Origin of the sequence: Bartonella sp. AP280QHHD (assembly GCF_042196125.1) — a bacterium.
GTDB lineage: Bacteria > Pseudomonadota > Alphaproteobacteria > Rhizobiales > Rhizobiaceae > Bartonella.
Window position 1 is genome coordinate 69932 of sequence record NZ_JBHIPQ010000047.1, and the last position, 25162, is coordinate 95093.

Consider the following 25162-nt stretch of genomic DNA (forward strand, 5'->3'; position numbering starts at 1 on the left):
GTAATCTTTTATAAATTCAACATAATAAACAACTCGCATTTATATCCCTTATTCATTTATAGCGGAATGTTTTATTATATTTTGTAATCTTCCGCGTTACATTTCTATTACGTCATTATAATCGGTTTATTACGGCATTTTGGATTAAACTCTACATATTTGTTCAAAAATTTTACCTTTCTTCACAGTAATAATTTATATCTTTTACTAATAATAACCTTGCATATTCTTCATCATAATAGTTTAAGTTTAATATTTAAGCTCAGCGTTAATCATTTTTAATAACTTAATAAATATCAAAATATATTGGCATTCTATGTTTACAAAAAATAGCCCCTTTATCTCCTTTTTGATTCCAGCTCCCCCAAATGTAAGAGAGATAACCACACAAACAGCATACGCATCTTCTAGAAAACATCCTCTAAACATTATGTTTCTCAATCAGCTGTAGCCAAGCCTCTTCATCGATAACCTCAACACCTAATTCTTCAGCTTTAGCCAATTTGGAGCCCGCTCCAGGTCCTGCAACAAGAAGATCTGTTTTTTTAGAAAGTGAACCAGATGTTTTAGCCCCTAATCGCTCTGCCAATGCTTTTGCTTCATCGCGTGACATATGCGCCAAAGTTCCTGTAAAAACAATGATCTTCTCCGCTATTGGTGAAGAATCTGCTATGATAGGCTCCTCATCAAGAGGAGTTACTTCTTCAAGCAAAACAGATAAAATCTCACGGTTATGCGCTTCTCTATAAAAATCAACAATTGCGCCCCCTACCTGTGGTCCAATTCCTTCAATATTGGTAAGTTCCATCCAAGCCTCATTTCCTTCTTCATTTTCCTTATCACATGGCATAAATGCTTCCATAGCCGCAGTTTCAAAAGCTGTATAATTTTTATAAGCACGTGCAAGGCGGCGTGCATTCACTTCGCCAACATGACGAATCCCCAATGCAAACAAAAAACGGCTCAAAGGAATTTCTCGGCGCGCATTAATAGCATCATACAGTTTCCGAACTGAAACAATACCAAAACCTTCCATATTTTCCAAACGTATCAAAGACTTTTCTTGGCGCCGTTGTAAAGTAAAAATATCGGCTGGTGTATGAATACAAAGCGCCTCATCTTGAGCATAGAAAAAAAACTCTACCTGTTTTTTACCCAAGCCTTCAATATCAAAAGCATTGCGTGAAACAAAATGACGAATACGTTCAATTGCTTGTGCAGGACAAATAAGCCCCCCTGTACAGCGACGCACGGCTTCTCCCACTTCACGAACAGCATGACTCCCACAAGCTGGACACAAATGAGGAAAAATAAAAACAGCAGCATCTTTCGGGCGTTTTTCAATGATAACATCAATAACTTGAGGGATCACATCACCAGCACGTTGTACAATCACGCTATCACCTACACGGATATCACGTCCTTCACGAATGGGCTCTCCTTTATGACCAATTCCCTTAATATAATCCTCATTATGCAAACTAGCATTGGTCACCACCACTCCACCAACAGTAATAGGCGTAAGACGTGCAACAGGTGTCAAAGCTCCCGTGCGACCAACTTGAATGTCAATATCTTCCAAAAGCGCTATCGCTTTTTCTGCTGGAAATTTATGGGCGATAGCCCAACGCGGCGAACGAGAAACAAACCCCAAGCGCTTTTGGAGCATCAAATCATTAACCTTATAAACAATGCCATCAATATCATAGCTTAAAGAATGACGGCATTCTTCGATATCGTGATAATAGCAAATAATATCTTCTACTGTCTTAAAGACTTTTGTTAATGGATTGATAACAAAGCCATACTCTTTTAGCTTTTTCATCATCTCCATTTGACTTTCTGCCAATATTTCACTCACCTCACCACAAGCATAAGCAAAAAATTGAAGTTTTCTGCTAGCGGTTATCCGTGAATCAAGCTGACGGAGAGAACCAGCCGCCGCATTTCGAGGATTGGCAAAGGTTAACTTGCCCTTCTCTTGTTGGCTGATATTTAGTGCTTGGAAATCTTCCCGCCCCATATAAACTTCACCACGCACCTCAATGATATCAGGAAAATCACCTTGCAAAACTTGTGGAATATCAGCAATTGTTCGGGCATTTGCCGTCACATTTTCACCGACAGTTCCATCCCCACGCGTTGCCGCACGCACAAGCTGCCCCTTTTCGTAGCGCAAAGACAAAGATAAACCATCAATTTTTGGCTCCGCTGTTATTTCCAACACTTGTGTTTCTGGAAGCCGTAAAAAACGACGAATACGCTCAACAAATTCAGTAACATCTTCAGAGCTAAACGCATTATCAAGTGAAAGCATAGGCTGTGCATGAACAGATTTTTCAAATTTTTCAGAAATTGGTGCTCCAATTTTATGTGAAGGAGAATCAATACGTATAAGCTCTGGAAAAAGAGCTTCAATTTCTGCATTACGACGACGTAAAGCATCATATTCTGCATCAGAAATTTCAGGCTGATCATCACGATTATAAAGCACATCATGACGTGCAATCTCTTTTGCCAACCACTCTAATTCACGTTCTGCTTCAACAGCTGTGAGATTTTTATATGCATCTTTGTTCATAAAATCTATTCCAAATTACAAGCGCTGCCACAAGGGCCTCCCACGCCTCCTCATCAAGTGAATCTCAATAAATATAAGCTTTCTAGTATTTTTATCGCTGACTAATTACCTTTATGCGAGAAGCTTTTGAGCCGCTGCACGCGCTTCTTCAGTAATCTGTTCTCCAGCCAACATACGGGCAATTTCTTCTGCACGCTCATGTTCTTTCATTTTATGAATCGCAGTAACAAAGCGTCCTTTATCATGACTCTCAATTTTTGAAATAAGAAAATGACCATGCGCTTTCGATGCAACCTGTGGAGCATGCGTAATAGCGAAAACTTGGACATGTTCTGATAAGCGTTGCAACCGTTGCCCAATAGCCGCTGCAACAGCCCCCCCAACGCCTGTATCAATTTCATCAAAAATCAGCGTCGGTGCTGATCCTCGATCAGATAAAACAACTTTTAATGCCAGCAAAAAACGAGATAATTCACCGCCAGAAGCCACACTAAGCATCGGCCCAGCACGTGTTCCAGGATTTGTCCGCACCCAATATTCAATACGATCACATCCCTCTGCACTCCGCTTTTCCATATCACTTTGCATTTCAACAATAAATTCAGCCCTCTCTAACTTCAATGCCGGCAACTCAGCCATAACACTTTCAGATAAATGCCTTGCTGTCTCCCGACGCTTTATTGTTAAGGCTTGCGCCAATGTATCATAATTTTTCTTTGCCTGCTCTGCCTCATCTTCAAAACGTGTCAATATGGTCTGAGCCTCTTCAAAATCAGCCAGTTCAGCATCCATTTTATCGCGTAACTGAACCAATTCATCCGCAGAAACTTGATATTTACGAGCAAAACCCCGAAGAGCAAAAAGACGTTCTTCTATCCGTTCCAATTCATCAGGTTCAAAGTCCAATGCTCGTATTGCCACCTCAATACCTTCTTGTGCTGTTGCAAGTGCATGCAATGCCTCATCAATAGATTTCACCACTGGTGCAATAAGTTCTTGCGCCTCAGGAATTTTCCGCTCCAAACGCCTCACCAAATTGGAAAGCACTGGGATTGGTGATTTTTGACCCGTTAAAAGATCATCCGCTTCTTTTATATCCGTTGCTATTTTTTCTAATTTAAGCATATCTGCACGGCGAAGAGAAAGAGCATCTTCTTCACCAACTTGAAAATCAAGCTTTTCAAGCTCTTCTACACACGCACGAAGATAATCAACCTCACGTACAGCGCTCTCTACTTTAAGACGCTGCTGTTGCAAACGCTCCTCACATTCACGCCATGTGTGATAACACTGACGCAAATTTTCCACTTCATCTTCAAGACCACCAAAGGCATCTAATAATTGGCGATGTGTAGCAACATCAACAAGCGCACGATCATCATGTTGTCCATGGATTTCAACCAGCAAACGGCCAACACTCCGCATCAATGCAACACTAGACACCTGATCATTGATAAAAACACGGCTACGTCCATCACTTGATTGCACACGTCGTAAAATAATATCACCCTCATCATCAAGACCATTCTCACGAATAAGTTGACGTGCAGGATGTGAAACAGACACATCAAAAACAGCTGTGACCTGCCCGCGGTCAGCCCCATGACGCACAAGCGAAGCATCACCCCGCCCCCCTAGAGCAAGTGATAAAGCATCAAGGAGAATAGACTTCCCCGCACCCGTTTCTCCAGTTAAAACCGTCAACCCCGCTGTAAAATGAATATCGAGCGTTTCGATCAAAACAATATTATGAATCGAAAGCTGTACCAACATAGAGAATCAACGTACCCTCTTCTTGTCACCACCTAAAGCATTTGAGATCCAAGAAGATTTATGCTCACGTGGTGATATTTTATTCTTCTGCAAGAGATTATAAGAAAATTTATACCACTCACTTTTGGGATAATTACGTCCTAAAATAGCTGCTGCCGTCTGTGCTTCCGCCGTTAAGCCGAGAGCAAGATTAACCTCAGTCAAGCGGAAAAGTGCTTCTTCAATTTGATTTGTATCAGAATACTCTTCAACTACGGTACGAAACCGTCTACTTGCCGCAAGATAGCGCCGCCCCTCTTCATAATAACGGCCAATCTGCATTTCTTTACCAGCCAGTTGTTCGCGACCAAAACGGATTTTATCCTTAGCATCCTTGACATACTCAGAATTAGGATAACGCTCTATAAGAAGCTGCATAGCAGCAATAGCACGTTTCGTATCACGTTGATCACGCGTAACATCAGGAATCCGACGGAAAGAAGAAAGACCAATAATATAGTATGCATAAGCCGAGTCAGTCGACCCTGGATAAAGAGTAATATAGCGTTGAGCCATACTAATTGAATCATCATACTTTCCGAGTCGATAATTAGTAAAAGCACCCATGACCAAAGATTTACGTCCCCAGTCTGTATAAGCGTACTGTTTTTCAATCTTCAAAAACTTCTTCGATGCATCCCCAAGCCGCCCACTTTCAAGGCTAGCAAGCGCCTGATTATATAAAACATCTGGTGGCTCTATTTTCAAAACATAAGCAGATGGATCAAGGGTATTTTTCTCTTTAAAGAGGCATCCCGCTAACATACAGGTGCTTCCCAAAAGCACCACCCCCAATATCTTGCGTACAATGTTAGATTTTCTATATGTCATATTTCCAATGTACACATGAGATTTTTTCATAGTTTTTCCGGCCTCCACAGAATATCACCTTGTAGCAAAAACAATTTATCAAAGGTTTTATACCATATCACTTTAAAATCCACATAACCAATTTAGCAGTTTAGGTCAATCATCCCCTTAAAAATCAAATAAACGATAAAAAAATCTTGCCAATTTTTTTACTTTTTCTCTAAAAAGCTTTTTTCATAATATGATTCGTCTGCCAAAACAGCCTTCACCAATTGCGCATTAATTCTATGCCCACTACAATAAGAACGAAATAATCCAATAAAAGGTGCCCCAAGCAAAGCAGTATCACCAATCGCATCAAGCATCTTGTGCCGAACACATTCATTCTCCCAATAAGGACCATCGGGATTTAAAATTTTATCATTAAGGTCGATAACAAGAGAATTTTCCAAAGAAGCGCCTCTCGCCTTTCCAGAAAGCCTTAATTCTTCCACGTCTTTGATAAAACCAAAAGTGCGCGCACGTGACAAATCATCCCTAAACCCTCGTGTGGTAAGATCAAAACTGAAATGTTGCTTACCAATAGCAGAAGAAGGAAAAGAGATCGTTATATCAAAACGACGTCCATCGAATGGCAAAAGCTCTGCAACACCATGAGCTCCTTCAACCCGCACGGGCTTTTTTATAATGAAATAAGAACGCAACGCATTTTGCTGTACAATACCAACATCTTCAAAAGCTTGGCAATATAGCCACGCTGAACCATCCAAAATAGGAATCTCATTATGTGACACTTCAATAACAAGATTATCCAAATTATAAGCAGCAATTGCCGCCATCAAATGTTCAATTGTTTCAATCCTTACATCTCCATCTCCAAGTACTGTTGATAATTCAGTTTCTCCTGTTTGCGATGCATGGGCTTGAAATATTTTCTCTGTTCCGTCTAATCCACAACGCTTAAAAACAATACCACACCCAACATCCGCTGGACAAACCTTTACCACTGACAAACAGCCACTATGAACGCCAATCCCCTTAAATGTTACTGCTTTTTTAAGAGTAGACTGATATTTTGGTACTAAATTCATCATATCATTTTATTAAATTGCTTGTACATCTTTTAACAAAATTTATAAAACTATAAAAAATATTCATAGTAAATAATACAAAAAAACCGCTTATTGTAAGCGGTTTTTTTAAAACAAAGTATTTTATCCAAAATACAGTAATATATTTTACTGTATAATTTTTGTCTGATCATTAAAGAAATAATAAAATTTCTTACTTTACCTCATTTTTCATCAATTAATTTGCCTGACGACGTAAAAATGCTGGTATTTCCAACTGATCTTCTTCACTTATAAAAGTACGCTGATCTTGTGGTACCTGAGGATGCAGCTCACCAGAACGACGTGGAACATAAACAGAAGCATCTTGAGAAAGCGCCTGAGAGTTTTTATTGTAAACATGAGAATCTTTCTGCTGAGACGATCTAACAGCAGGCTCCAGCCTCGCTTCTGGCTCAGCTTCTTCACGATGTGTCAAGCTCTGTTTCAAACGCTGCCAAAGATTACGAGGACCCTGATCCGTCACAAATGTTCTTTGGCTTTGTCCATGAGCAACAGGAGGAAAATCCTTTAACTCAGGCATACGCATTGGAGCGCGCGCTTGCATTTGTTGCATTTGTTTTGGTTGCACTGGCTTTTCTTTTTGCTTCACAAGCCCTGTCATCTCATCAAGAACATGCGCTGTTGCCTCCATACTCACAGGAGCCGTCATCGCCTGTTGAGAACCACGGCTTACTTGCATACGAGGCACATTTGATCTCTGTTCCTGAACAGCATTTGAACCATACGCAACAGCATTCGTTGCACTTCGTGTTGTCATTGCTTCTGCAGGATGTGCAAAAATTTGACTTTTGGGACGGAACTGTTCTCCGGTTGATTTACCCTTCTCTATTTCAAGTGATTCGATCACTTCTACCATTGACTCAGAACGCAGAGGCGATGATTGAACATGAAAAGAACTGTGTGACGTTCCAGGATCGCTCTTGCGTATTGAAGAAGCAGGCCTTTGAATCTGAGGATGAGAGGACTGAACCACATCACTAACTTCACGATCAATACCGGTGGCAACCACAGAAACACGAATAACACCTTCCAATGACTCATCATCAATAGCGCCAAAGATCACATTCGCATCAGCATCTACTTCTTCACGAATACGATTAGCAGCTTCATCAACCTCAAAGAGAGTCATATCACGACCACCCGTAATAGAAATCAATAAACCACGCGCCCCACGCATAGAGGTATCATCCAACAATGGATTTGCAATAGCAGCTTCAGCCGCAGCCAAAGCACGCCCATCACCAGATGCCTCACCCGTTCCCATCATAGCTCGACCCATTTCGTGCATAACAGAACGAACATCAGCAAAATCAAGGTTAATCAAACCCTCTTTAATCATCAAATCCGTAATGGAAGCAACACCAGAATAAAGCACTTGGTCAGCCATAGCAAAAGCATCAGCAAACGTTGTCTTATCATTTGCAATACGGAAAAGATTTTGATTGGGAATAACAATCAATGTATCGACAGACTTTTGTAATTCTTCAATACCAGCCTCTGCCGTTTTCATACGACGTGCGCCTTCAAACTGAAACGGCTTTGTCACAACACCAACAGTCAAAATACCTTTTTCACGCGCTGCGCGAGCAACAACGGGAGCAGCCCCTGTTCCAGTTCCTCCCCCCATACCAGCAGTAATGAAAACCATATGAGAGTCTGCAAGATGATCAATAATTTCATCAATACATTCCTCCGCCGCCGCTTGTCCAACTTCAGGCAAAGCCCCAGCACCCAAACCTTCTGTCACAGCTGCCCCAAGTTGGATAACACGTTCAGCCTTTGACATAGCCAAAGCCTGTGCATCCGTATTTGCAACAACAAAGTCAACTCCCTGAAGACCAGCATTTATCATATTATTCACGGCATTCCCGCCACCACCTCCAACACCAAAAACGGTAATGCGTGGCTTCAATTCCGCGATATCTGGCCGATGCAGATTAATCGTCATTTTCTTTTCCTTCTCATAAGACACCGCAAGCCAAAGCGATGAAATTTATCCAACTAGACTTAACTAAAAACTCTCACGCAACCACTGACCAACACGCTGAAAATATCCACGCGTGCCCATCGATAAATGATTTCCTGCCGCCTGCATTGTTTTTTCTTCAAAACCCACCAATTGCGGATAAATTAACAACCCAACAGCAGATGTAAACGCCGCCCCTTTTGCAAGAGAAGGAAGCCTCGAAATACCTAAAGGCCGCCCGATACGAACATTTCTTCCTAATATAGTACGTGCCATTTCTGGCAATCCTGTTAACTGGCTTGCTCCCCCAGTCAAAATAACACGTTTACCAATGATGTGACCAAAACCAGAACGATTTAAACAATCACGGACCATTTCTAAAATTTCTTCAACACGCGCACGAATGATACGCCCAAGAACCGCGCGAGGATATTGAGTTTCACGCTGTTCACTCCCAATTTCTGCTACATTAATCATTTGCCGCTCATCAGCACTTGTTAAAAGTGCTGAACCATAAACAACTTTTAAACGTTCCGCCTCTGTTAAAGACATAGAAAATCCGCGCGCAACATCAAGAGTGACATGATGCCCCCCAACAGCAAGAGCATCTGCATGAATAAATTTCCCCTCAAAAAACACTGAAAATGTTGTTGTTCCACCACCAAAATCAATACATGCAGCCCCTAAACGCGCCTCATCATTCATCAAGACAGCAAGACCACTTGCAAAGGGAGTAGCAACCATTGCTTCAACACTCAAATGTGCACGATTAATACAAGTTTCCAAATTACGCAAAGAGGCTGTTTCTGCTGTTACCACATGCACGTCGACACCAAATGTTTCCCCTGCCATGCCAATAGGATCAAAAATTCCTTTATCTCCATCCAATACATAAGAAACTGGAACTGAGTGCATAACATGACGTTCAGCATCAAAGGCTTTACGCGAAACATCTGAAAAGGCCATACGCATATCACGCTTGGTGACTTCACGACCATTCAAATGAACCTTTCCATTAATCAAAGCACTTTGTAATCGACTTGAGGAAAAATTCACAATCACTGAATCCACCACCAAACCCGCCATTTTTTCTGCCGCATCAACAGCCAATCTTATTGATTGTTCTGCTGCAAACATATCCATAACAACACCGGATTTAATACCACGTGAACGCTGCACTCCAAAGCCTAGAATTTCCGTAGAATGTGTACGACCATGTAAATAGTGTGCATGCTTCAAAGGACGCAAACAAGCAATAAGACAAACAATCTTACTTGAACCGACATCAAGTACCGTTAAAAAACGTGTTTTACGCCCCTTCAAATGATGTGATCTGAGTAGCATCATAGGCTTCCTGCCTTTCGCGCTTTTAAAATACGTTCTTCTTCTGCTACAGTAGTATGATAACGCTCCAACGTTTCATCTGATAAAGAAACAGTAATTCGATCAGCAAGACGTAAATCAACACTGAGAATATCGCGAGATAAAAGATCTTGCATTGTACCGGACGAAAAAAGAGAAGAAAGCCTTTCAAGAGCACCATTTTCAGGCAACATAACGCGCATTCCATTATTCAAAACAAGATCCCAACGTCGATCACCTACCCGCACAAAAGCACGAATACGATCATATACTTCCGGATAGACTGACAGCGCTTGAATAAACACTTTAGCAGCATTTTGTGCACCCTGCCCAACCACAAGAGGTAAATCCCGAACAATTTCTCCTTTAAAAGGCACAATGACACGACCTGTATTATCAACAATATCCATTATGCCATCATGTTGCCAAATGGCATAGGGTTCACGCTCCACGATGGAAATGCGCATTCTATTGGGATAAATTTTCTGAACATTAGCCGATTGCACCCAAGCCTGTTTTTCCAACAGAGAACGCGCTCTTTCAACATCAAAAGTGAATATAGAAGGCGCAACATCAAGTTTTAAAATTTTAAAAATATCCTGCTTTGCCAAGCGCTTATTACCGCTTATATCGACATGAGTGACCACAAAACTACTATCCAATATGATCGTATTTACGATCACAGCCATCTGACCACTTGATGAAAGTCCATAAAAAGCCGTAACAAAGAAAAACCACACAACAGCAAAAGAGCCAAAATGGCGTGGAATATGAATATTGACAAAAACAAACTCAAACATAAACCGAAGAAAACGACGATAAAGACGTGGCAAAGCCGGCACTGAAAGCACCTCCATCGGAACATTTGTTTTATTAACATTCAACGCATACATGATGCGTCCTCCACCATCCATTGAACAATATCGCCGTAAGTACGGCCGCTCGCTTTTGCAATATCAGGAAGAAGAGACGTCGAGGTCATACCTGGTTGCGTATTAATTTCAAGCCAAACCAATTCTCCCGTTTTTTCATCAAAACGAAAATCAGAACGGCTAACACCTCGACACCCTATCGCCTGATGGGCTGCTAAAGACATTCTTTGCACACTTTGGTAAATATTTAGTGAAAGTTGTGCAGGACAAATGTGAAGAGAACCACCCGTTTTATATTTTGAGTCATAATCGTAGAATGGAAAGTGTTTATCGGGAAGAATTTCACACACATCCAGCACTTCGTTCCCCAAAACAGCACAAGTCAATTCACGACCAGGAATATATTTTTCAATCATCACCTCATCGGCATACCCCCACTCAGCTCCCCCAATATTATGCGGCGGTGCAGCTTCATTTCCTTGAACAATGACAACACCAAAACTTGATCCTTCACACACAGGTTTAATTACATAAGGAGGCTCCATGGGATGCGTTCGGCCCAAAGCAAAGCGGCTCATGATACGAGAAGGAGCAACACAAACCCCAACATTTGCAACGATAATTTTTGCACGTCCCTTATCCATTGCCAAAGCAGATGCCATCACGCCAGAATGAGTATAAGGAATTTTTAAATATTCAAGAATCCCCTGAATCCGGCCATCTTCACCAAATGGACCATGCAATGCATTGAAGGCAATATCGGGCTGCAACTGTTCAAGAACAGAAGCAATATGAGCATCAACATCCACGCGGCTCACGCGATACCCCTGCACCTCTAAAACATCAGCACACGCCGCCCCTGAAGATAAACTTATAGACCGTTCAGAAGAAAAACCTCCCATTAACACAGCTATATGTTTATCTTTCATAATAAATCACCCTCTTTCGCATACTATATGTAGTCTATATAGAATACATCAGCACTACATACAGGAAAAACAAAGTTTATCCTTGCGAATCAATAACCTAGCATTTTGCATAATGAATCAGACTCAAAAGCCGGATGCAAGAGATTCTTTGTTAATTTATTGATTCTTAATAGAAATTTTTTATTATCTCTTTGAAATGACTCAATTTTTTATTTTCACTTTTTAGTGAACAATAAATCAATGAAATGGATCAAAAGGAGAAACACTTCGACCACGCTCAAATTGACCAATACGCTCTATTTCCCATTGTAAAAGGTGGGCTGAATTTGCAAAAACACGCGCACGCACTGTTTCTCCCAATACTTCAAGATCATATCCTGTTGCTTGCCCTGTATTAATCATAAAATTACAGTGCATTTCACTCATTTGAGCGCCACCAATCCGTAAACCACGACACCCTGCTTCATCAATCACGCGCCACGCAGATCCATTCTCAGGATTTTTGAAAGTTGATCCCCCTGTCTTTTCACGAATAGGTTGCACAGTTTCTCTGTGGAGGGCAACTTCATCCATAGCAGCACGAATATCATCTTTATTGCCGAGTTTTCCTTCTAATAAAGCAGCCGTAAAAATAAAATCTTTAGGAATATCACAATGGCGATAGGAATAATGCATATCTTCCACACTCAAGATATGACGTTGCCCTTTACGATCCAGCGCATAGACCTCGACAACACGCGCTGCGGTTTCAACACCATTCGCACCTGCGTTCATTTTGAGAGCTCCTCCAAGACCTCCAGGAATACCATGATAAAAATGAAAACCTGCAATCTCAGCTTCTAAAGCGGCAGCAGCTAAATGTTTATCCGCCGTACCAGCACCAACTAAAAAGCCTTTTGGAGAAACTTGCTTCACTTGCCCAAATTTTTTTGGCGAAAGACGAATCACAACACCAGGAACCCCCCCATCACGCACCAGAAGATTAGAACCAATACCGACAATTGTTACAGGAACAAATTCAGGCAAATTTTGAAGAAAGAGAGCCAAATCTTCTTCATCGACAGGCTGATAAAAAAGCTCTGCCAACCCGCCCGTGCGAAACCACGTTACCTTACGCATCTCAACATTAGGTGTAAGCTTTCCTCTCACGCCACCTAACAGTGGTTGCAATTGCGCCAATAGCGCCTCACCATCAATGTGCTGAAAATTTATCATGACCATCCAATACCGCTAACTGATGAGGCAAAGCACAAGCCCATTGTGTGATATTGCCAGCACCAAGAAAAACAACATAATCCTCTGCCTGAGCAAATTTTGAGACAAGAGACACAACATCTTCCAAACCATGTATCAAGCGCACATCACGATGACCCGCCATTTTAATATGCTCTACCAATTCTTGAGAACCAAATCCTACAATAGGCTCTTCACCAGCCGCATAAACGGGCGTAATCAACACTGTATCTGCATCATTAAAACAAGCAGCAAAATCATCAAATAAATGATACAAACGCGAATACCGATGGGGTTGTGCAATCGCAATAACACGCCCTTTTGCACTCTCACGTGCAGCACGCAAAACAGCCTTTATTTCAACAGGATGATGTCCATAATCATCAAATATTTCAATGCCACGCCAACTTCCTGTTCGCGTAAAACGCCGTTTTACTCCGCCAAATTCTGCTAAGCCCCTTTTTATAGCTTCATTTGAAATGCCAAGTTCATGCGCAATAGCAATCGCCGCCGTTGCATTGGCAACATTATGCTGCCCTGCCATGGGCAAAAGCAAATTTTTCAACTCAATCTTTCTTCCTGTTTTGCGTGAGCGAACAAGAACATCAAAATGCGTTTTTTGACCATCCATCGAAAGATTAAGAAAACGAACATCCGCTTGTGGATTTGCACCATAAGTGATCACCCAACGATCATCAATACGGCCCGCCAATGACTGAACCTCTGGATGATCAAGACACAAAACAGCAAAACCATAAAAAGGAACATTTTCTACGAATTGCCGAAAAGCCTCACGCACAGCATCAAAACTTCCATAATGATCCAAATGCTCAGCGTCAATATTAGTAATAACAGCAATATCAGCAGGCAGCTTTAAAAATGTACCATCACTTTCATCAGCTTCAACAATCATCCAATCGCCATCTCCCGTACGAGAATTCGTACCATAAGCATTAATAATACCGCCATTAATCACCACTGGATCAAAATGACCAGCATCAAGAAGGGCTGCGACCATTGATGTGGTTGTTGTTTTACCATGTGTACCACCCACTGCAATTGCACGCCGAAATCGCATCAGCTCCGCCAGCATTTCTGCACGTCTGACAAGCGGCAAATGTCTTTCCTTTGCAGCAATATACTCAGGATTTGTTTTTTTAACGGCAGTAGAAAAAACAACAACCTCTGCATTCCCTAAGTTTTCAGCACAATGACCTATATGAACGTTAATTCCTTTTTTCCGCAAACGTTCAACATTTGCACTTTCAACTTGATCTGACCCTTGAACTTTATAGCCAAGATTATAAAAAACCTCCGCAATTCCACTCATACCGATCCCCCCGATTCCGATAAAATGGATAACGCCTATATCAAGTGGCATTTTCATTAAAAAGCTCCTCTTTTATATCTGACAACAATCGCCCTGCAGTTAAGGATTCAGCCATATCAGCAAGGCGACGGGTTGCATGAGGTTGTCCAACTTTTTTTGCAGCAAGCGCTTGTTTTTCCAATAAATGGGGCGCACAACAAGCGTGCATTAAAAGAGAAGAAAGCTTTTGTGCATTTAAATCTTTTTCTGATATAATTTGTGCTCCCCCCACACGAGCAAGCAAAGCTGCATTGGCAGCCTGATCATGATCTAAAGCATGGGGATAGGGAACAAGCAGAGCAGGTCTACCAATCACCGCTATCTCACAAACGGACGAAGCCCCAGCGCGCGACAAAATAAAATGAGCATGTGCCATACGTTCAGCCATATCATCAAAGAAAGGAGCAACTTCTGCTTGTACCCCCATATCACGATAGATTTTGATCAACCTTCCTGCTTCACCGCGGACTTGCTGTACAATTCGTAAACGTTTACGGTTCTTATCATCAAATAAAGCAATAGCTTCTGGAACAATATGTGAAAAAGCAGAAGCCCCTTGACTACCTCCAAAAATCAAAAAATTAAATGGCTTTTCTCCCTCTGAAGAATGATAAGGAATTTTGGCCGCCTTCAACACAGCCTCACGGACAGGATTCCCCGTCAAAAGTATTTTATGAGCATAAGCGCCATTTGGCGACAACAAACCACCAGCGATTGCACGCACAAAAATTGCCAACACCCGATTGGCACGCCCCATAACAGCATTTTGTTCATGAATAAATGTCACACGCCTCGTTAAAGCCGCAATAAAAAGAGGAGGAAAGCTCGGATACCCCCCAAATCCTCCAACAAGAACAGGACGTAATTTATAAAACAACGCCAACGATTGCCCCATACCCCTTAGCAAAGACCAAAACGTCTTTATCAGAGCAAAAGGATGGCGTCGTGTAAATGTTGCCGATGAAACGATATGAATATGCTCTTCATCAAAACACCGAACAAAAGGGCGTGCTCTTTCATCTGTTATTAAATGAACATCATATCCACGCTGCCTTAATTCAACAGAAAGGGCTTCAGCAGGAAAAAGATGTCCACCTGTACCACCAGCCACCAAAATAATAACTTTTTTATCATTCATAAGGGGTATCCAAGACAGAAGAGGAAGAAAAAGCTGAAAGGCGCGCTTCTGGCCAACGACGTGTTAAACTAAGCAAAATGCCCATTGAAAACGCAATCGCCACCATCGAAGAACCACCATAAGAAATAAAAGGCAATGTCATACCTTTTGGAGGAATTAAGTGAAGATTAACGGCCATATTAATAGCTGATTGAAAGCCAATCATCATTGCTATGCCAGTAATACCAAGACGTATAAAGGAATCACGTGTATTCATGGCTATATACAATGAACGCATAACGATAAAGCCAAACAGCATCATAATTAATAAACAAAGAATAATACCATATTCTTCAGCAGCAACGGAAAATACAAAATCTGTATGGCTATCAGGAATGATACGTTTTACTGTGCCCTCCCCAGGACCTTGCCCAAACCAACCACCATTCAAAATAGCCTCACGTCCCACATCCACTTGAAACGTATCCCCTTCACCTGTCAAAAAACCATTGATCCGCTCGCGCACATGATGCAGAAAAAGATAAGCTAAAATAATTCCTACAACGCCTAAAATGAGAAAGAGAAAAATAATAGTAAGAGGGACACCAGCAATAAAAAACAGCCCCCCCCATGTTGCACTTATTAAAACTGTTTGTCCAATATCAGGCTGCAAAACCAGAAGCACACAACAAATGGCATAAAGTAGAATCGCTAACGTATAACCCAGAATGCCCCTCTTGCGTATCTGTTCCGAAAAAAGCCAAGCGGACATAACCACAAAAGCTGGCTTCATAAACTCTGAAGCCTGTACAGAAAAACCAAATAGTAGAATCCACCTCCGTGCTCCCTTTAATTCTGGACCCCAAAATAAGGTTGCAACCATAAGAGCAAGCGTTACAATGAGCAAAAGAGCACATAAACGACGAATATTAGAAAGCGAAAAAAAGGAAATGGTAACCATCGTAAAAAATGCTGAAATGCTAAAAATGATATGCCACCGAACAAAATAAAAACTATCAGCAATTCCGATTTTTTTTGCAATAATAGGGCTGGCAGCAAAAGACAGCATAATGCCAATTCCCATTAAAATTAAACAAGCTGCAAAGATAGAGCGATCAATCGTCCACCACCAATTAGCAATTGGATCTCTATCTGCACGCGTCACCATGGTATCCACCTTATCCATTTTATAAATTATCTCAAAGTAATATGGTTCCCCAGCCTGTTTAACAAACACTTTAAAAACTAAATTACACAAAAAAAGATTCTGGAGTCTTAACGCAAAAATATTTTTTTATAACTGATGCTTTTTTATTGTAACTGCATCACAAAAGAGACAAATGCTTCGCCTCGCATTTCATAATTTTTAAATTGGTCATAACTTGCACAAGCAGGTGACAAAAGAACCGTCACCTCTTTTTCCTTACAACCCATTGCGTCAACAGCTGCTTCACGCACCGCATTTTTCAAAGTTAAGCTCATAGAAAAGGGAAAAGCAGATCCAATAGTGCGAGCAAATTCTTCCGCCGCGCTCCCAATCAAATAAGCTTTACGAATTTTAGGAAAAAATTCTCTAAGAGACTCTATCCCTCCCTTTTTTGCCTGTCCTCCAACAATCCAAAAAATATCATTAAAGGTGGAAAGCGCAGGAGCTGTTGCATCTGCATTAGTAGCCTTGCTGTCATTGATAAACAAAACCGCCCCCATTTTACGCACCTGCTGCATACGATGATCCAACCCTTTATAACTTGCCAAATGCTTGTTCACAGAAGGATCGGTTATTTTTAAAGCCTGCAATGTTGCTAATGCCATAAGGGCATTTTGCGCATTATGACTCCCACGTAACCCCGCCATAGGAGCAAGATCTGCAAGCATATGACTCTGTCCTTGACGAACAGAAAAGAGCTTGGTCCCATCTGCATAAAAACCATTTTCAACAAAATGATCCTTGGAAATTGCCTCAATTTGCTTCCCATCATGAAGTAACTGTTGATATAAAACCCGACAAGCTGCATCATCAACTGAAATGAAAGCCTGAGAAGCCTGAGCAATCAGATGCCTTTTGGTTTGCACATAACAGGCAAAACTCCCATGTCGATCAATATGATCAGGTGTTAAATTCAATAAAAGTCCAATGGTCGGCTGAAGAGAGGGAGTAAGATCAATTTGAAATGATGAACATTCAATCACATAGATACGTTTTTTAACAAATGGCTTAAGCGTCAATATTGCTTTTCCGATATTTCCCCCCATCTGCACATCATAGCCCATTTTTTCCAACAAATGCGCAAGTAAAGCCGTTGTGGTTGACTTGCCATTCGTCCCCGTAATCGCAATGAAAGGAACATCTTGGTCACACAAACCATAATGTTGTAAAAAATGCTGGCGCGCACGAACAAATAATTCAATATCACCGATAATTTCTATATTTTTTTTTCGTGCTTTTTCAACAATCCAATGGGGCTGAGGATAACTTAAAGGAACTCCAGGAGCTACAATCAATGCAACAAATTCTGACCAATCTTCATAACGGAGATCTCGTGTTGGAATATTGTGCCGAAAAGCCATTTGCACGCTTGAAGAACTATCATCCCACGCCACCACTTCTGCGCCACCGCACATCAATGCTTGTGCCGTTGCTAGTCCAGACTGTCCCAATCCAAACAGAGCAACTTTTTGACCTTTATAACACGTAACAGAAATCACATTCTCACCGCAATTTAAGTGTTGAAAGACCTATGAGAGCGAGAACAATCGAAATAATCCAAAAGCGTATCACGACTTGGCTTTCAGTCCAGCCTTTTTTCTCAAAATGATGATGTATCGGTGCCATAAGAAACACGCGTTTTCTTGTTAATTTGAAATAACCAACCTGAATAACGACTGAAAAAGCTTCCACAACAAAAAGCCCACCAATAAGAACCAAAACAATTTCGTGTTTCGTAGCAACCGCAACAGTCCCTAAGAGTCCTCCAAGAGCCAATGAACCAGTATCTCCCATAAAAATAGCTGCAGGTGGTGCATTAAACCATAAAAAACCAAGCCCTGCCCCAACAACAGCTCCCAATAAAACAGCCAATTCACCTGTTCCCGATACATAATGGATTTGGAGATAATCAGCAAAATTCATATTACCAGAAAGATAAGCAATCAGAGCAAAAGATAAAGCTGCAACCATCACAGGAACAATAGCAAGCCCATCGAGTCCATCCGTTAAATTAACCGCATTACCCGTCGCAACAATGACGAAAGCAGAAAAAGGAATAAAAAACCAGCCCAAATTGATAAGATAATCTTTTAAAAAAGGCAAAGCTAATCCAGATGAGCCAATTTTCAAGATGGCAAAAGCCGCAATTGCCGCAACAAAAAACTCCAAGCTTAATCGTGCTTTCCCAGAAAATCCTTTGTCTGTTTGTTTTGTGACCTTAAGATAATCGTCATAAAATCCAATTCCCCCAAAAGAAAGCATAACCAATAGCGATACCCAAAAATAAATATTCGATAAATTACCCCATAAAAATGCCGATACCACAATGCCGATTAAAATCATCAATCCACCCATTGTAGGTGTTCCAGCCTTTTTAAAATGTGTTTGAGGACCATCAGCACGAATCGGTTGCCCCTTACCCTGCCGCAATTTAAGAGAAGCAATGATGCTAGGTCCAAACAAAAAGACGATAAGCCCCGAAGTAAGCATAGCCGCTATCGTGCGAAAAGTAATATAACGAAATACATTCACACCTGGAAGCCAATCACTAAACGAAGAAAAAAATAGCATCATGGAATAAAAAAACCTCTTAAAACTATGAAGAAACCGCTTTATAGCGATCAAGCAATGCAGTCACAATATTTGATGAACAAAGGCTATTGGATGATTTAACCATAAGCAGATCCCCAGAAGAAATTTCTGCTAAAAGAAGCGATAAAATTTTCTCAATATTTTCAGCATAATGAACCTTAACACCAGCAGACAAATCACTGACTAAAGATTTCATCGCCTCACCAAATAGAAAAACCGGATTAGCACCAGAAAGACGTATTGGTTTTATTAAATCACGATGAAGCTTTTCACTATACTCCCCTAACTCTAGCATATCTCCTAAAATAGCAATTCGCCGCCCCCCTTTCCCTACAGGCCCTGTAGCAAGAAGCTCAAGTGCAGCACGCATAGAAGCAGGATTTGCATTATAGCTTTCATCAATGAGATAAAATTCACCCCCATTTGATAAAGACAGTCGATAACGAACACCTCGCCCCTTTTGAGAAGAAAAATGGCGAAAAGAAAGAAAAACAGGCTCTAGCTCAACCCCCATAGCATCACAAGCAGCAATAACCCCTAAACTATTTTGCACAATATGGCGCCCAGGAGCACCAATTTGGACCTCCCTATCCCGCCCCCCCATACGCACAATCATAGAAGAACTATCGGTTAGAAGACGTATATCATGCGCTTGATAATCAGCATCTTTAGTCTCACCAAAGCTTAAGATCTTTTTTACACCGCATTTCTTTGCTTTTTGAACGAGATAAGAAAAAAAATCACTATCCGCATTTAAAATGGCAATGCCTTCCTCATCCAATCCTTCAAAAATTTCAGCTTTTGCCTTTGCTATTTCTTCAAGATCCTTGAAAAAACCCATATGTCCTGCACAAATATGCGTAATGAGAGCAACATGCGGACAAACCAGTTTGACCAGAGGGCGAATTTCATCTCTGTGATTCATGCCAATTTCAAAGATACCATAATCACTCTCCACAGGCATCCGCGCTAAAGTGAGTGGAACCCCCCAGCAATTGTTTAAAGAAGCGAGATTCGCATGAACATTCCCAGCCGTTGCAAGTGCTTGTTTCAAAGCTTCTTTTGTCGTTGTTTTTCCCACCGATCCTGTTATCGCGATAATCTTAGCTCTTGAACGTTTGCGTGCAGCTTGTGCAAGTTGTTCTAAGGCTTTCAAAACATCAGGAACGACAATGAGTGGAGCCGATATCTTTTTCATATCCCTCAAACGGTGTTCCGCAACGATAAGAACGCCTGCACCTCGTTCATAAGCTTGCGCAGCAAAATCATGACCATCAAGATGATGCCCTTTAATGCAGAAAAAAACATCCCCTTCCGCAAGAGTACGGCTATCAATGGAAACCCCAGAAAAAGTTTCTGGCAGGCTTCCCATTACAACACCATTAACTGCAGCAACAAGTGCTTGCTTATCCCATAAAGCTGTCATTTTTTTCGGTCCTCTAAAGCTTCTATCGCTTTCAGACGATCTGAAAAAGGATAAGTTGTCTGCCCTATAATTTGGCCATCCTCATGACCTTTTCCAGCAATGATTAATGTATCACCAACTTTCAAAAGCTCCACCGCGTAAGAAATAGCCTCTCCACGATCTGCTATCTCTATTGCTGTTGGCACCGCCTGTAAAATATCCTTGCGTATTTTTTCTGGCATTTCTGTGCGAGGATTATCATCCGTTACAATAACAATGTCCGCTTTATCCGCCGCAATTTTTCCCATCAAAGGTCTTTTCCCTTGATCACGATCTCCTCCACAACCAAAAACAACGATCAAGCGCCCTTGCGTAAAGGGACGAACAGAAAGCAAAACCTGCTCCAAAGCTTCTGGTTTATGGGCATAATCAATGTAAACAAGCGCATTATTTTCTGTCTTTCCCACAAACTCTAACCGCCCAGGTGCTCCCTGCAAAGTTTCAAGCGCAGAAAAAACCTTACGAGGTGAAACGCCCGTTGCAATTGCTAACCCCGCTGCCATAAGCGCATTGGCGACCTGAAAATCTCCAGCTAAAGGCAAATCAAATGTATAAATATTGTTTTCCACACGACACTCAATACACTGTTTTGAGCGTTGATGTTCGACACGATTAATCGTGATAAATTGCCCCTTACGACCAATTGTCAAGACACGGCGGCGCGCTTGTGTAACAACATCAATAACCTTTTGTGAATAAACATCATCAGCAAAAATCAAAGCAGGAGCAGATACAGGCAAAAGTGTATCAAACAACCTCATTTTAGCCCGCAAATAATCCTCTACCCCCGTGTGATAATCCATGTGATCTCGCCCTAAATTGGTAAAGGCACCAGCCGTTAAACGGACTCCATCAAGTCGTCCTTGGTCAAGCCCATGCGAAGAAGCTTCAAGAGCTGCATGAGTCACACCTTCATGAGAAATTTCATAAAGAAGACGGTGCAAGACGACCGGATCAGGTGTTGTGAGAGAACCATAAACATTCCGTTTAGGAGAAACAACACCAACCGTTCCTATACTCGCAGCACAAAATCCAGCATAAGTCCAAATTTGCCGAAGAAAAGAGACAACAGATGTTTTACCACTTGTACCAGTCACAGCAACGACCGTTTCAGGCTGAGAACCGTAAAAACGTGCAGCTGCCAACGCTAAACTATGACGAACATTAGAAACACGTAAAATGGGAACAGATAAATCCTCAAGAACAGCATGATAATCTGTAACGATTGCTCGTGCGCCACGCTTTATCGCATCATCTATATAGTGCCTTCCATCACTTTTTTTTCCTTGAACAGCGACAAAAACATAGCCTGGCAAAACTTGCCGAGAATCCACACTGATTCCTGTTATTTCTATTGAAGAAAGACTTTCATCTTCAACACATTCTGTAAAAACTGTTCCCAACAACATGATAACGCACCTTTATATTCATTTTACCGTTGTTTAACGAAACTTGAATTGCTCTTTTTACTTAAAAGAGGCTCATATTCTTTTTTAAAATCGGGTTTTACACCAAGAAAACTAGCTGTGCGACGAACAATATTAGCAAGCATTGGTCCAGCATTCATTCCCGCTGTTGCTGAACGCTGTCCCTCCTCTGGCTTTGGTTCATCGATAATTGTTAAAACAACATAAGCAGGATCTTCAATAGGAAAAGCAGCAAGAAAACTATTGAAATTTTTTGTTTTAGAATATTTTCCATTTTCAACTTTTTCAGCTGTTCCTGTCTTACCACCTACACGATAGCCTTCTACTTTTGCATTACGTCCAGAACCAATATCACTATTTAATTGATAAAGGTAACGCATATTTTGACTTGTTTTAGCCTGCAAAACCCGTTTTGCATGGTGCAGAGTTTGTTCTTTTGTGCGTTTTAAAAATGTCGGAGCAATTAACCAACCACCATTCATTAAAGCAGCAGCCCCGACAGCTGTTTGCAAGGGTGTTGTTGCCATACCATGCCCAAAAGAAATCGTCATAGAATGTATATCCTTCCAATGATGTGGCACAATAGGGTGGGCAACTTCAGGCAACTCTGTTGTGAGACGATCCAGTAATCCAAGTTTTTGTAAAAAACCACGATGTTTATCAATCCCTATCGCCAATGCCTCTTTAGCAGAACCAATATTAGAAGAATAAATAAAAACCTCCCATAACGTTAAGGGTCGATTTTTTCCATGAAAATCATGAATAGTATACCCACTACTTGCTTTTATTGGCTTTGAAGCATCAATAATACTGTTTAAATGAAAAATATTGGAATCAAGTGCCATGGCGGTCGTAAAACTTTTAATAATTGATCCCATTTCAAAAGCTCCTGCCGTCATCCGATTGAGACGATCACTTTTTAAAGCTTCGATAGGATTTCCAGGATCAAAATCTGGTAGTGATGCCAAAGCCAAAACTTCCCCCGTATGTATATTTAAAATAACAGCTCCTGCAGCAATTGCCTTATAACGCTTCATAGCCTGAATAAGTTCATCATGAATAATTGCCTGAACACGCACATCAATCGAAAGCTGAACTTGTTTTAACGATTCTTCCATGGCAAGACCAGCGGCACGCAAAGCACTCAACCCCGCATCATCAATATATTTTTCCATACCTGCAATGCCCTGATTATCAACATTCACCATACCGAGAATATGGGAAGTTACAGGTCCATCAGGATAAAAACGACGAATTTCAGTCCGAAAACCAATTCCTGGTATACCAAGAGCCATAATTTGCGTCTTCTGCATTGGTGTTAACCCCCGCTGTATCCAAGAAAAACTAGATTTTCTTTTTAAGCGCTTATAGGTTTCCTGCCAATTAAGATCAGGCAAAACTGTTGAGAGCAATTCAATTGTTTCATCCACATCAATAATACGTCGTGGCTCAGCAAAAAGTGAATAAGTTTTAATATCTGTTGCCAATAAACGACCATTACGATCAACGATATCAGGCCGTGCCATCAATTGAAGAACTCCAGGCCCTTTTGCTTCTTCAATCTGTCCACCTTCCAACCCATAAGAAATAAGGCAAGCCCCCATGATGCCATATAAAATTAAAAAGCAGAACAACGAAAAAAGCAAACGTGGACGACTAGAATAGGGACGACGAACAGAAACATTATGATTATTCAACGAATTCTTTAAGCGCTTTTTCTTCTGTGAGAATAAAAAAGTCGATTTCATTACTGCGCGCCTTTTTGGACAACACTATTGATCTGAGAAACCCGATTATTTGTCAAAATATCTTGATTATCTTCCAAGATATTTTGTTTAATCACTTCTTCAATTTGATCATGTACCCGTACCGGAATGTCTTTAAACTCCACGATTTGACGCGGCTGTATAACCTCTAACCCAAGTTCTTTCTGATAACGTTTCGCAAGTTTTTGCATGCGTGAAGGCCTTATCATCACAGCCCACTCAGCATGAAGCAAACTTACCGTATTTTTTGCTGCAGCAATTTCATGCTCAAGATGAAGAACTTCGTTCATTCGCTTTTGAACATCATATTTTACCTTATAAGTAAGTCCTGCCATACAAATCATAATCAACACTAAAATCATATCAAATGTACGAAAAACTGTCATTTTTTGCTGCCTTCAAAACTGGCAATCTCTGCTAAACCAAATAATTTCATATCTGCTGCAAAAGCCTCTGCTTCAGTCCGTACACCAATACGCAACCTCGCAGAACGTGAACGAGGATTTTTCTGTAACTCCTCTTTAGTTGCCGTGATCCCACCTCGAAACAAAGGAAAAAATGTTGCTGGAGCAGCCTTTATTTCTGGCAGATAGCGTGATCTCATACATTCTCCAGAACGAGCCGAAAAAAATCTTTTGACCATACGATCTTCAAGAGAATGAAAACTGACAACCCCCAAACGGCCTCCAGCTTTTAAAACGCGTTCAGCAGCAAATAAACCACATGCCAATTCACCAATTTCATCATTAACATAGATACGAAGAGCCTGAAATACACGTGTTGCCGGATGAATACGATCTCCCGGCTTACGTCCTATCAACGTTTCGATAGCATACGCCAAATCACCTGTACGCAAAAAAGGCTGCACAACACGACGCTTTTCAATCATCCGTGCAATTCGCCCCGCATAACGCTCTTCCCCTAATATCTTAAAAATACGTGCCAAATCCCTTGCTTTTAAATGATTGACAACATCGCTGGCTGTAAAACCAGTCTGAGCCATTCGCATATCCAATGGACCATCTTTTTGAAAAGAAAAACCTCTTTCTGCTTCATCAAGCTGCATTGAAGAGACACCAATATCCAAAATAACTGCATCCACCTTCTCTTCAACGACACGATCGAGCTGTGAAAACGCCATATGGACCAAACGAAGGCGTGGAAAAAATTCATCAACAAGCGATTGTCCCGCGCTGATAGCATGAGGATCACGATCAAGAGCAATCACCTGTGCTCCTGCCTTTAATAAAGCGCGCGTATACCCACCAGCACCAAAGGTGCCATCAATCACTTTTGCTCCAACCAATGGCATAAGCCCAGCCAAAACTGGCTGTAACAACACTGGAATATGGCGTTCAGCTCTTTGATCCTGCTTTATCAAAATAATCCGTCTTGAAGTTATGCTGTCTTAAATCAACAGCTCTCTCATGGCAACTGATCTTAGAATAACCTGGCCTTCAACTTTCACATTAATCACAATGAACGAAAAAACTAAAGTTATCCCAAAACAGATCCTAACGC

At 41.2% G+C, this 25162-nt stretch carries 19 protein-coding genes; all 19 read right to left on the reverse strand.

Going from position 1 to position 25162, the window contains the following annotated elements:
• Positions 1 to 421 precede the first annotated feature (421 nt).
• Positions 422 to 2581 (reverse strand): NAD-dependent DNA ligase LigA, encoded by a 2160-nt coding sequence (gene ligA, locus ACFIMK_RS07775; protein ID WP_375638330.1) that lies wholly within the window; start codon positions 2579 to 2581, stop codon positions 422 to 424.
• Between the two features lie 111 nt (positions 2582 to 2692).
• On the reverse strand, positions 2693 to 4354 hold the full coding sequence (gene recN / locus ACFIMK_RS07780; protein WP_375628839.1) for a DNA repair protein RecN: 1662 nt from the start codon (positions 4352 to 4354) through the stop codon (positions 2693 to 2695).
• Positions 4355 to 4360: 6 nt separating this feature from the next.
• Positions 4361 to 5254, reverse strand: coding sequence for an outer membrane protein assembly factor BamD (locus tag ACFIMK_RS07785; protein ID WP_375638331.1), 894 nt, complete (start codon positions 5252 to 5254; stop codon positions 4361 to 4363).
• Between the two features lie 158 nt (positions 5255 to 5412).
• The gene (lpxC, locus tag ACFIMK_RS07790) at positions 5413 to 6297 is read right to left on the reverse strand and encodes a UDP-3-O-acyl-N-acetylglucosamine deacetylase (RefSeq protein ID WP_375683075.1); all 885 of its coding nucleotides are present in this window, start codon (positions 6295 to 6297) and stop codon (positions 5413 to 5415) included.
• Between the two features lie 214 nt (positions 6298 to 6511).
• On the reverse strand, positions 6512 to 8284 hold the full coding sequence (gene ftsZ / locus ACFIMK_RS07795; protein WP_375638333.1) for a cell division protein FtsZ: 1773 nt from the start codon (positions 8282 to 8284) through the stop codon (positions 6512 to 6514).
• Between the two features lie 63 nt (positions 8285 to 8347).
• Entirely contained in the window at positions 8348 to 9649 is a 1302-nt protein-coding gene (gene ftsA / locus ACFIMK_RS07800) for a cell division protein FtsA (RefSeq protein WP_375613372.1), read from the reverse strand.
• Entirely contained in the window at positions 9646 to 10557 is a 912-nt protein-coding gene (locus ACFIMK_RS07805; RefSeq protein WP_375618227.1) for a cell division protein FtsQ/DivIB, read from the reverse strand. The genes ftsA and ACFIMK_RS07805 overlap by 4 nt, the downstream gene beginning before the upstream one ends.
• On the reverse strand, positions 10545 to 11465 hold the full coding sequence (locus ACFIMK_RS07810; RefSeq protein ID WP_375611998.1) for a D-alanine--D-alanine ligase: 921 nt from the start codon (positions 11463 to 11465) through the stop codon (positions 10545 to 10547). Before ACFIMK_RS07810 ends, ACFIMK_RS07805 begins: the two co-directional genes overlap by 13 nt.
• 237 nt (positions 11466 to 11702) lie before the next feature.
• The gene (murB, locus tag ACFIMK_RS07815) at positions 11703 to 12680 is read right to left on the reverse strand and encodes a UDP-N-acetylmuramate dehydrogenase (protein WP_375638334.1); all 978 of its coding nucleotides are present in this window, start codon (positions 12678 to 12680) and stop codon (positions 11703 to 11705) included.
• Positions 12658 to 14085, reverse strand: a complete 1428-nt coding sequence (gene murC, locus ACFIMK_RS07820; RefSeq protein WP_375632331.1) for a UDP-N-acetylmuramate--L-alanine ligase — start codon at positions 14083 to 14085, stop codon at positions 12658 to 12660. Before murC ends, murB begins: the two co-directional genes overlap by 23 nt.
• A complete protein-coding gene (gene murG / locus ACFIMK_RS07825) occupies positions 14069 to 15205 on the reverse strand; it encodes an undecaprenyldiphospho-muramoylpentapeptide beta-N-acetylglucosaminyltransferase (protein WP_375638335.1) in 1137 nt (378 codons plus the stop codon). The genes murC and murG overlap by 17 nt, the downstream gene beginning before the upstream one ends.
• A complete protein-coding gene (locus tag ACFIMK_RS07830; RefSeq protein WP_375638336.1) occupies positions 15198 to 16352 on the reverse strand; it encodes an FtsW/RodA/SpoVE family cell cycle protein in 1155 nt (384 codons plus the stop codon). Before ACFIMK_RS07830 ends, murG begins: the two co-directional genes overlap by 8 nt.
• A gap of 143 nt (positions 16353 to 16495) precedes the next feature.
• Positions 16496 to 17890 (reverse strand): UDP-N-acetylmuramoyl-L-alanine--D-glutamate ligase, encoded by a 1395-nt coding sequence (gene murD / locus ACFIMK_RS07835; protein ID WP_375613367.1) that lies wholly within the window; start codon positions 17888 to 17890, stop codon positions 16496 to 16498.
• 4 nt (positions 17891 to 17894) lie between these two features.
• Positions 17895 to 18965 (reverse strand): phospho-N-acetylmuramoyl-pentapeptide-transferase, encoded by a 1071-nt coding sequence (gene mraY / locus ACFIMK_RS07840; protein ID WP_375611992.1) that lies wholly within the window; start codon positions 18963 to 18965, stop codon positions 17895 to 17897.
• A gap of 22 nt (positions 18966 to 18987) precedes the next feature.
• Positions 18988 to 20409 carry a UDP-N-acetylmuramoyl-tripeptide--D-alanyl-D-alanine ligase gene (gene murF, locus ACFIMK_RS07845; RefSeq protein ID WP_375668336.1) on the reverse strand — a complete coding sequence of 474 codons (1422 nt, stop codon included), beginning with the start codon at positions 20407 to 20409 and terminating at the stop codon, positions 18988 to 18990.
• Positions 20406 to 21857, reverse strand: a complete 1452-nt coding sequence (locus ACFIMK_RS07850; RefSeq protein WP_375611990.1) for a UDP-N-acetylmuramoyl-L-alanyl-D-glutamate--2,6-diaminopimelate ligase — start codon at positions 21855 to 21857, stop codon at positions 20406 to 20408. Before ACFIMK_RS07850 ends, murF begins: the two co-directional genes overlap by 4 nt.
• 23 nt (positions 21858 to 21880) lie before the next feature.
• Positions 21881 to 23623, reverse strand: a complete 1743-nt coding sequence (locus ACFIMK_RS07855) for a peptidoglycan D,D-transpeptidase FtsI family protein (RefSeq protein WP_375638338.1) — start codon at positions 23621 to 23623, stop codon at positions 21881 to 21883.
• Positions 23623 to 24027, reverse strand: coding sequence for a hypothetical protein (locus tag ACFIMK_RS07860; protein WP_375638339.1), 405 nt, complete (start codon positions 24025 to 24027; stop codon positions 23623 to 23625). The genes ACFIMK_RS07855 and ACFIMK_RS07860 overlap by 1 nt, the downstream gene beginning before the upstream one ends.
• On the reverse strand, positions 24024 to 25022 hold the full coding sequence (gene rsmH / locus ACFIMK_RS07865) for a 16S rRNA (cytosine(1402)-N(4))-methyltransferase RsmH (protein ID WP_375638340.1): 999 nt from the start codon (positions 25020 to 25022) through the stop codon (positions 24024 to 24026). Before rsmH ends, ACFIMK_RS07860 begins: the two co-directional genes overlap by 4 nt.
• Between the last annotated feature and the right edge of the window lie 140 nt (positions 25023 to 25162).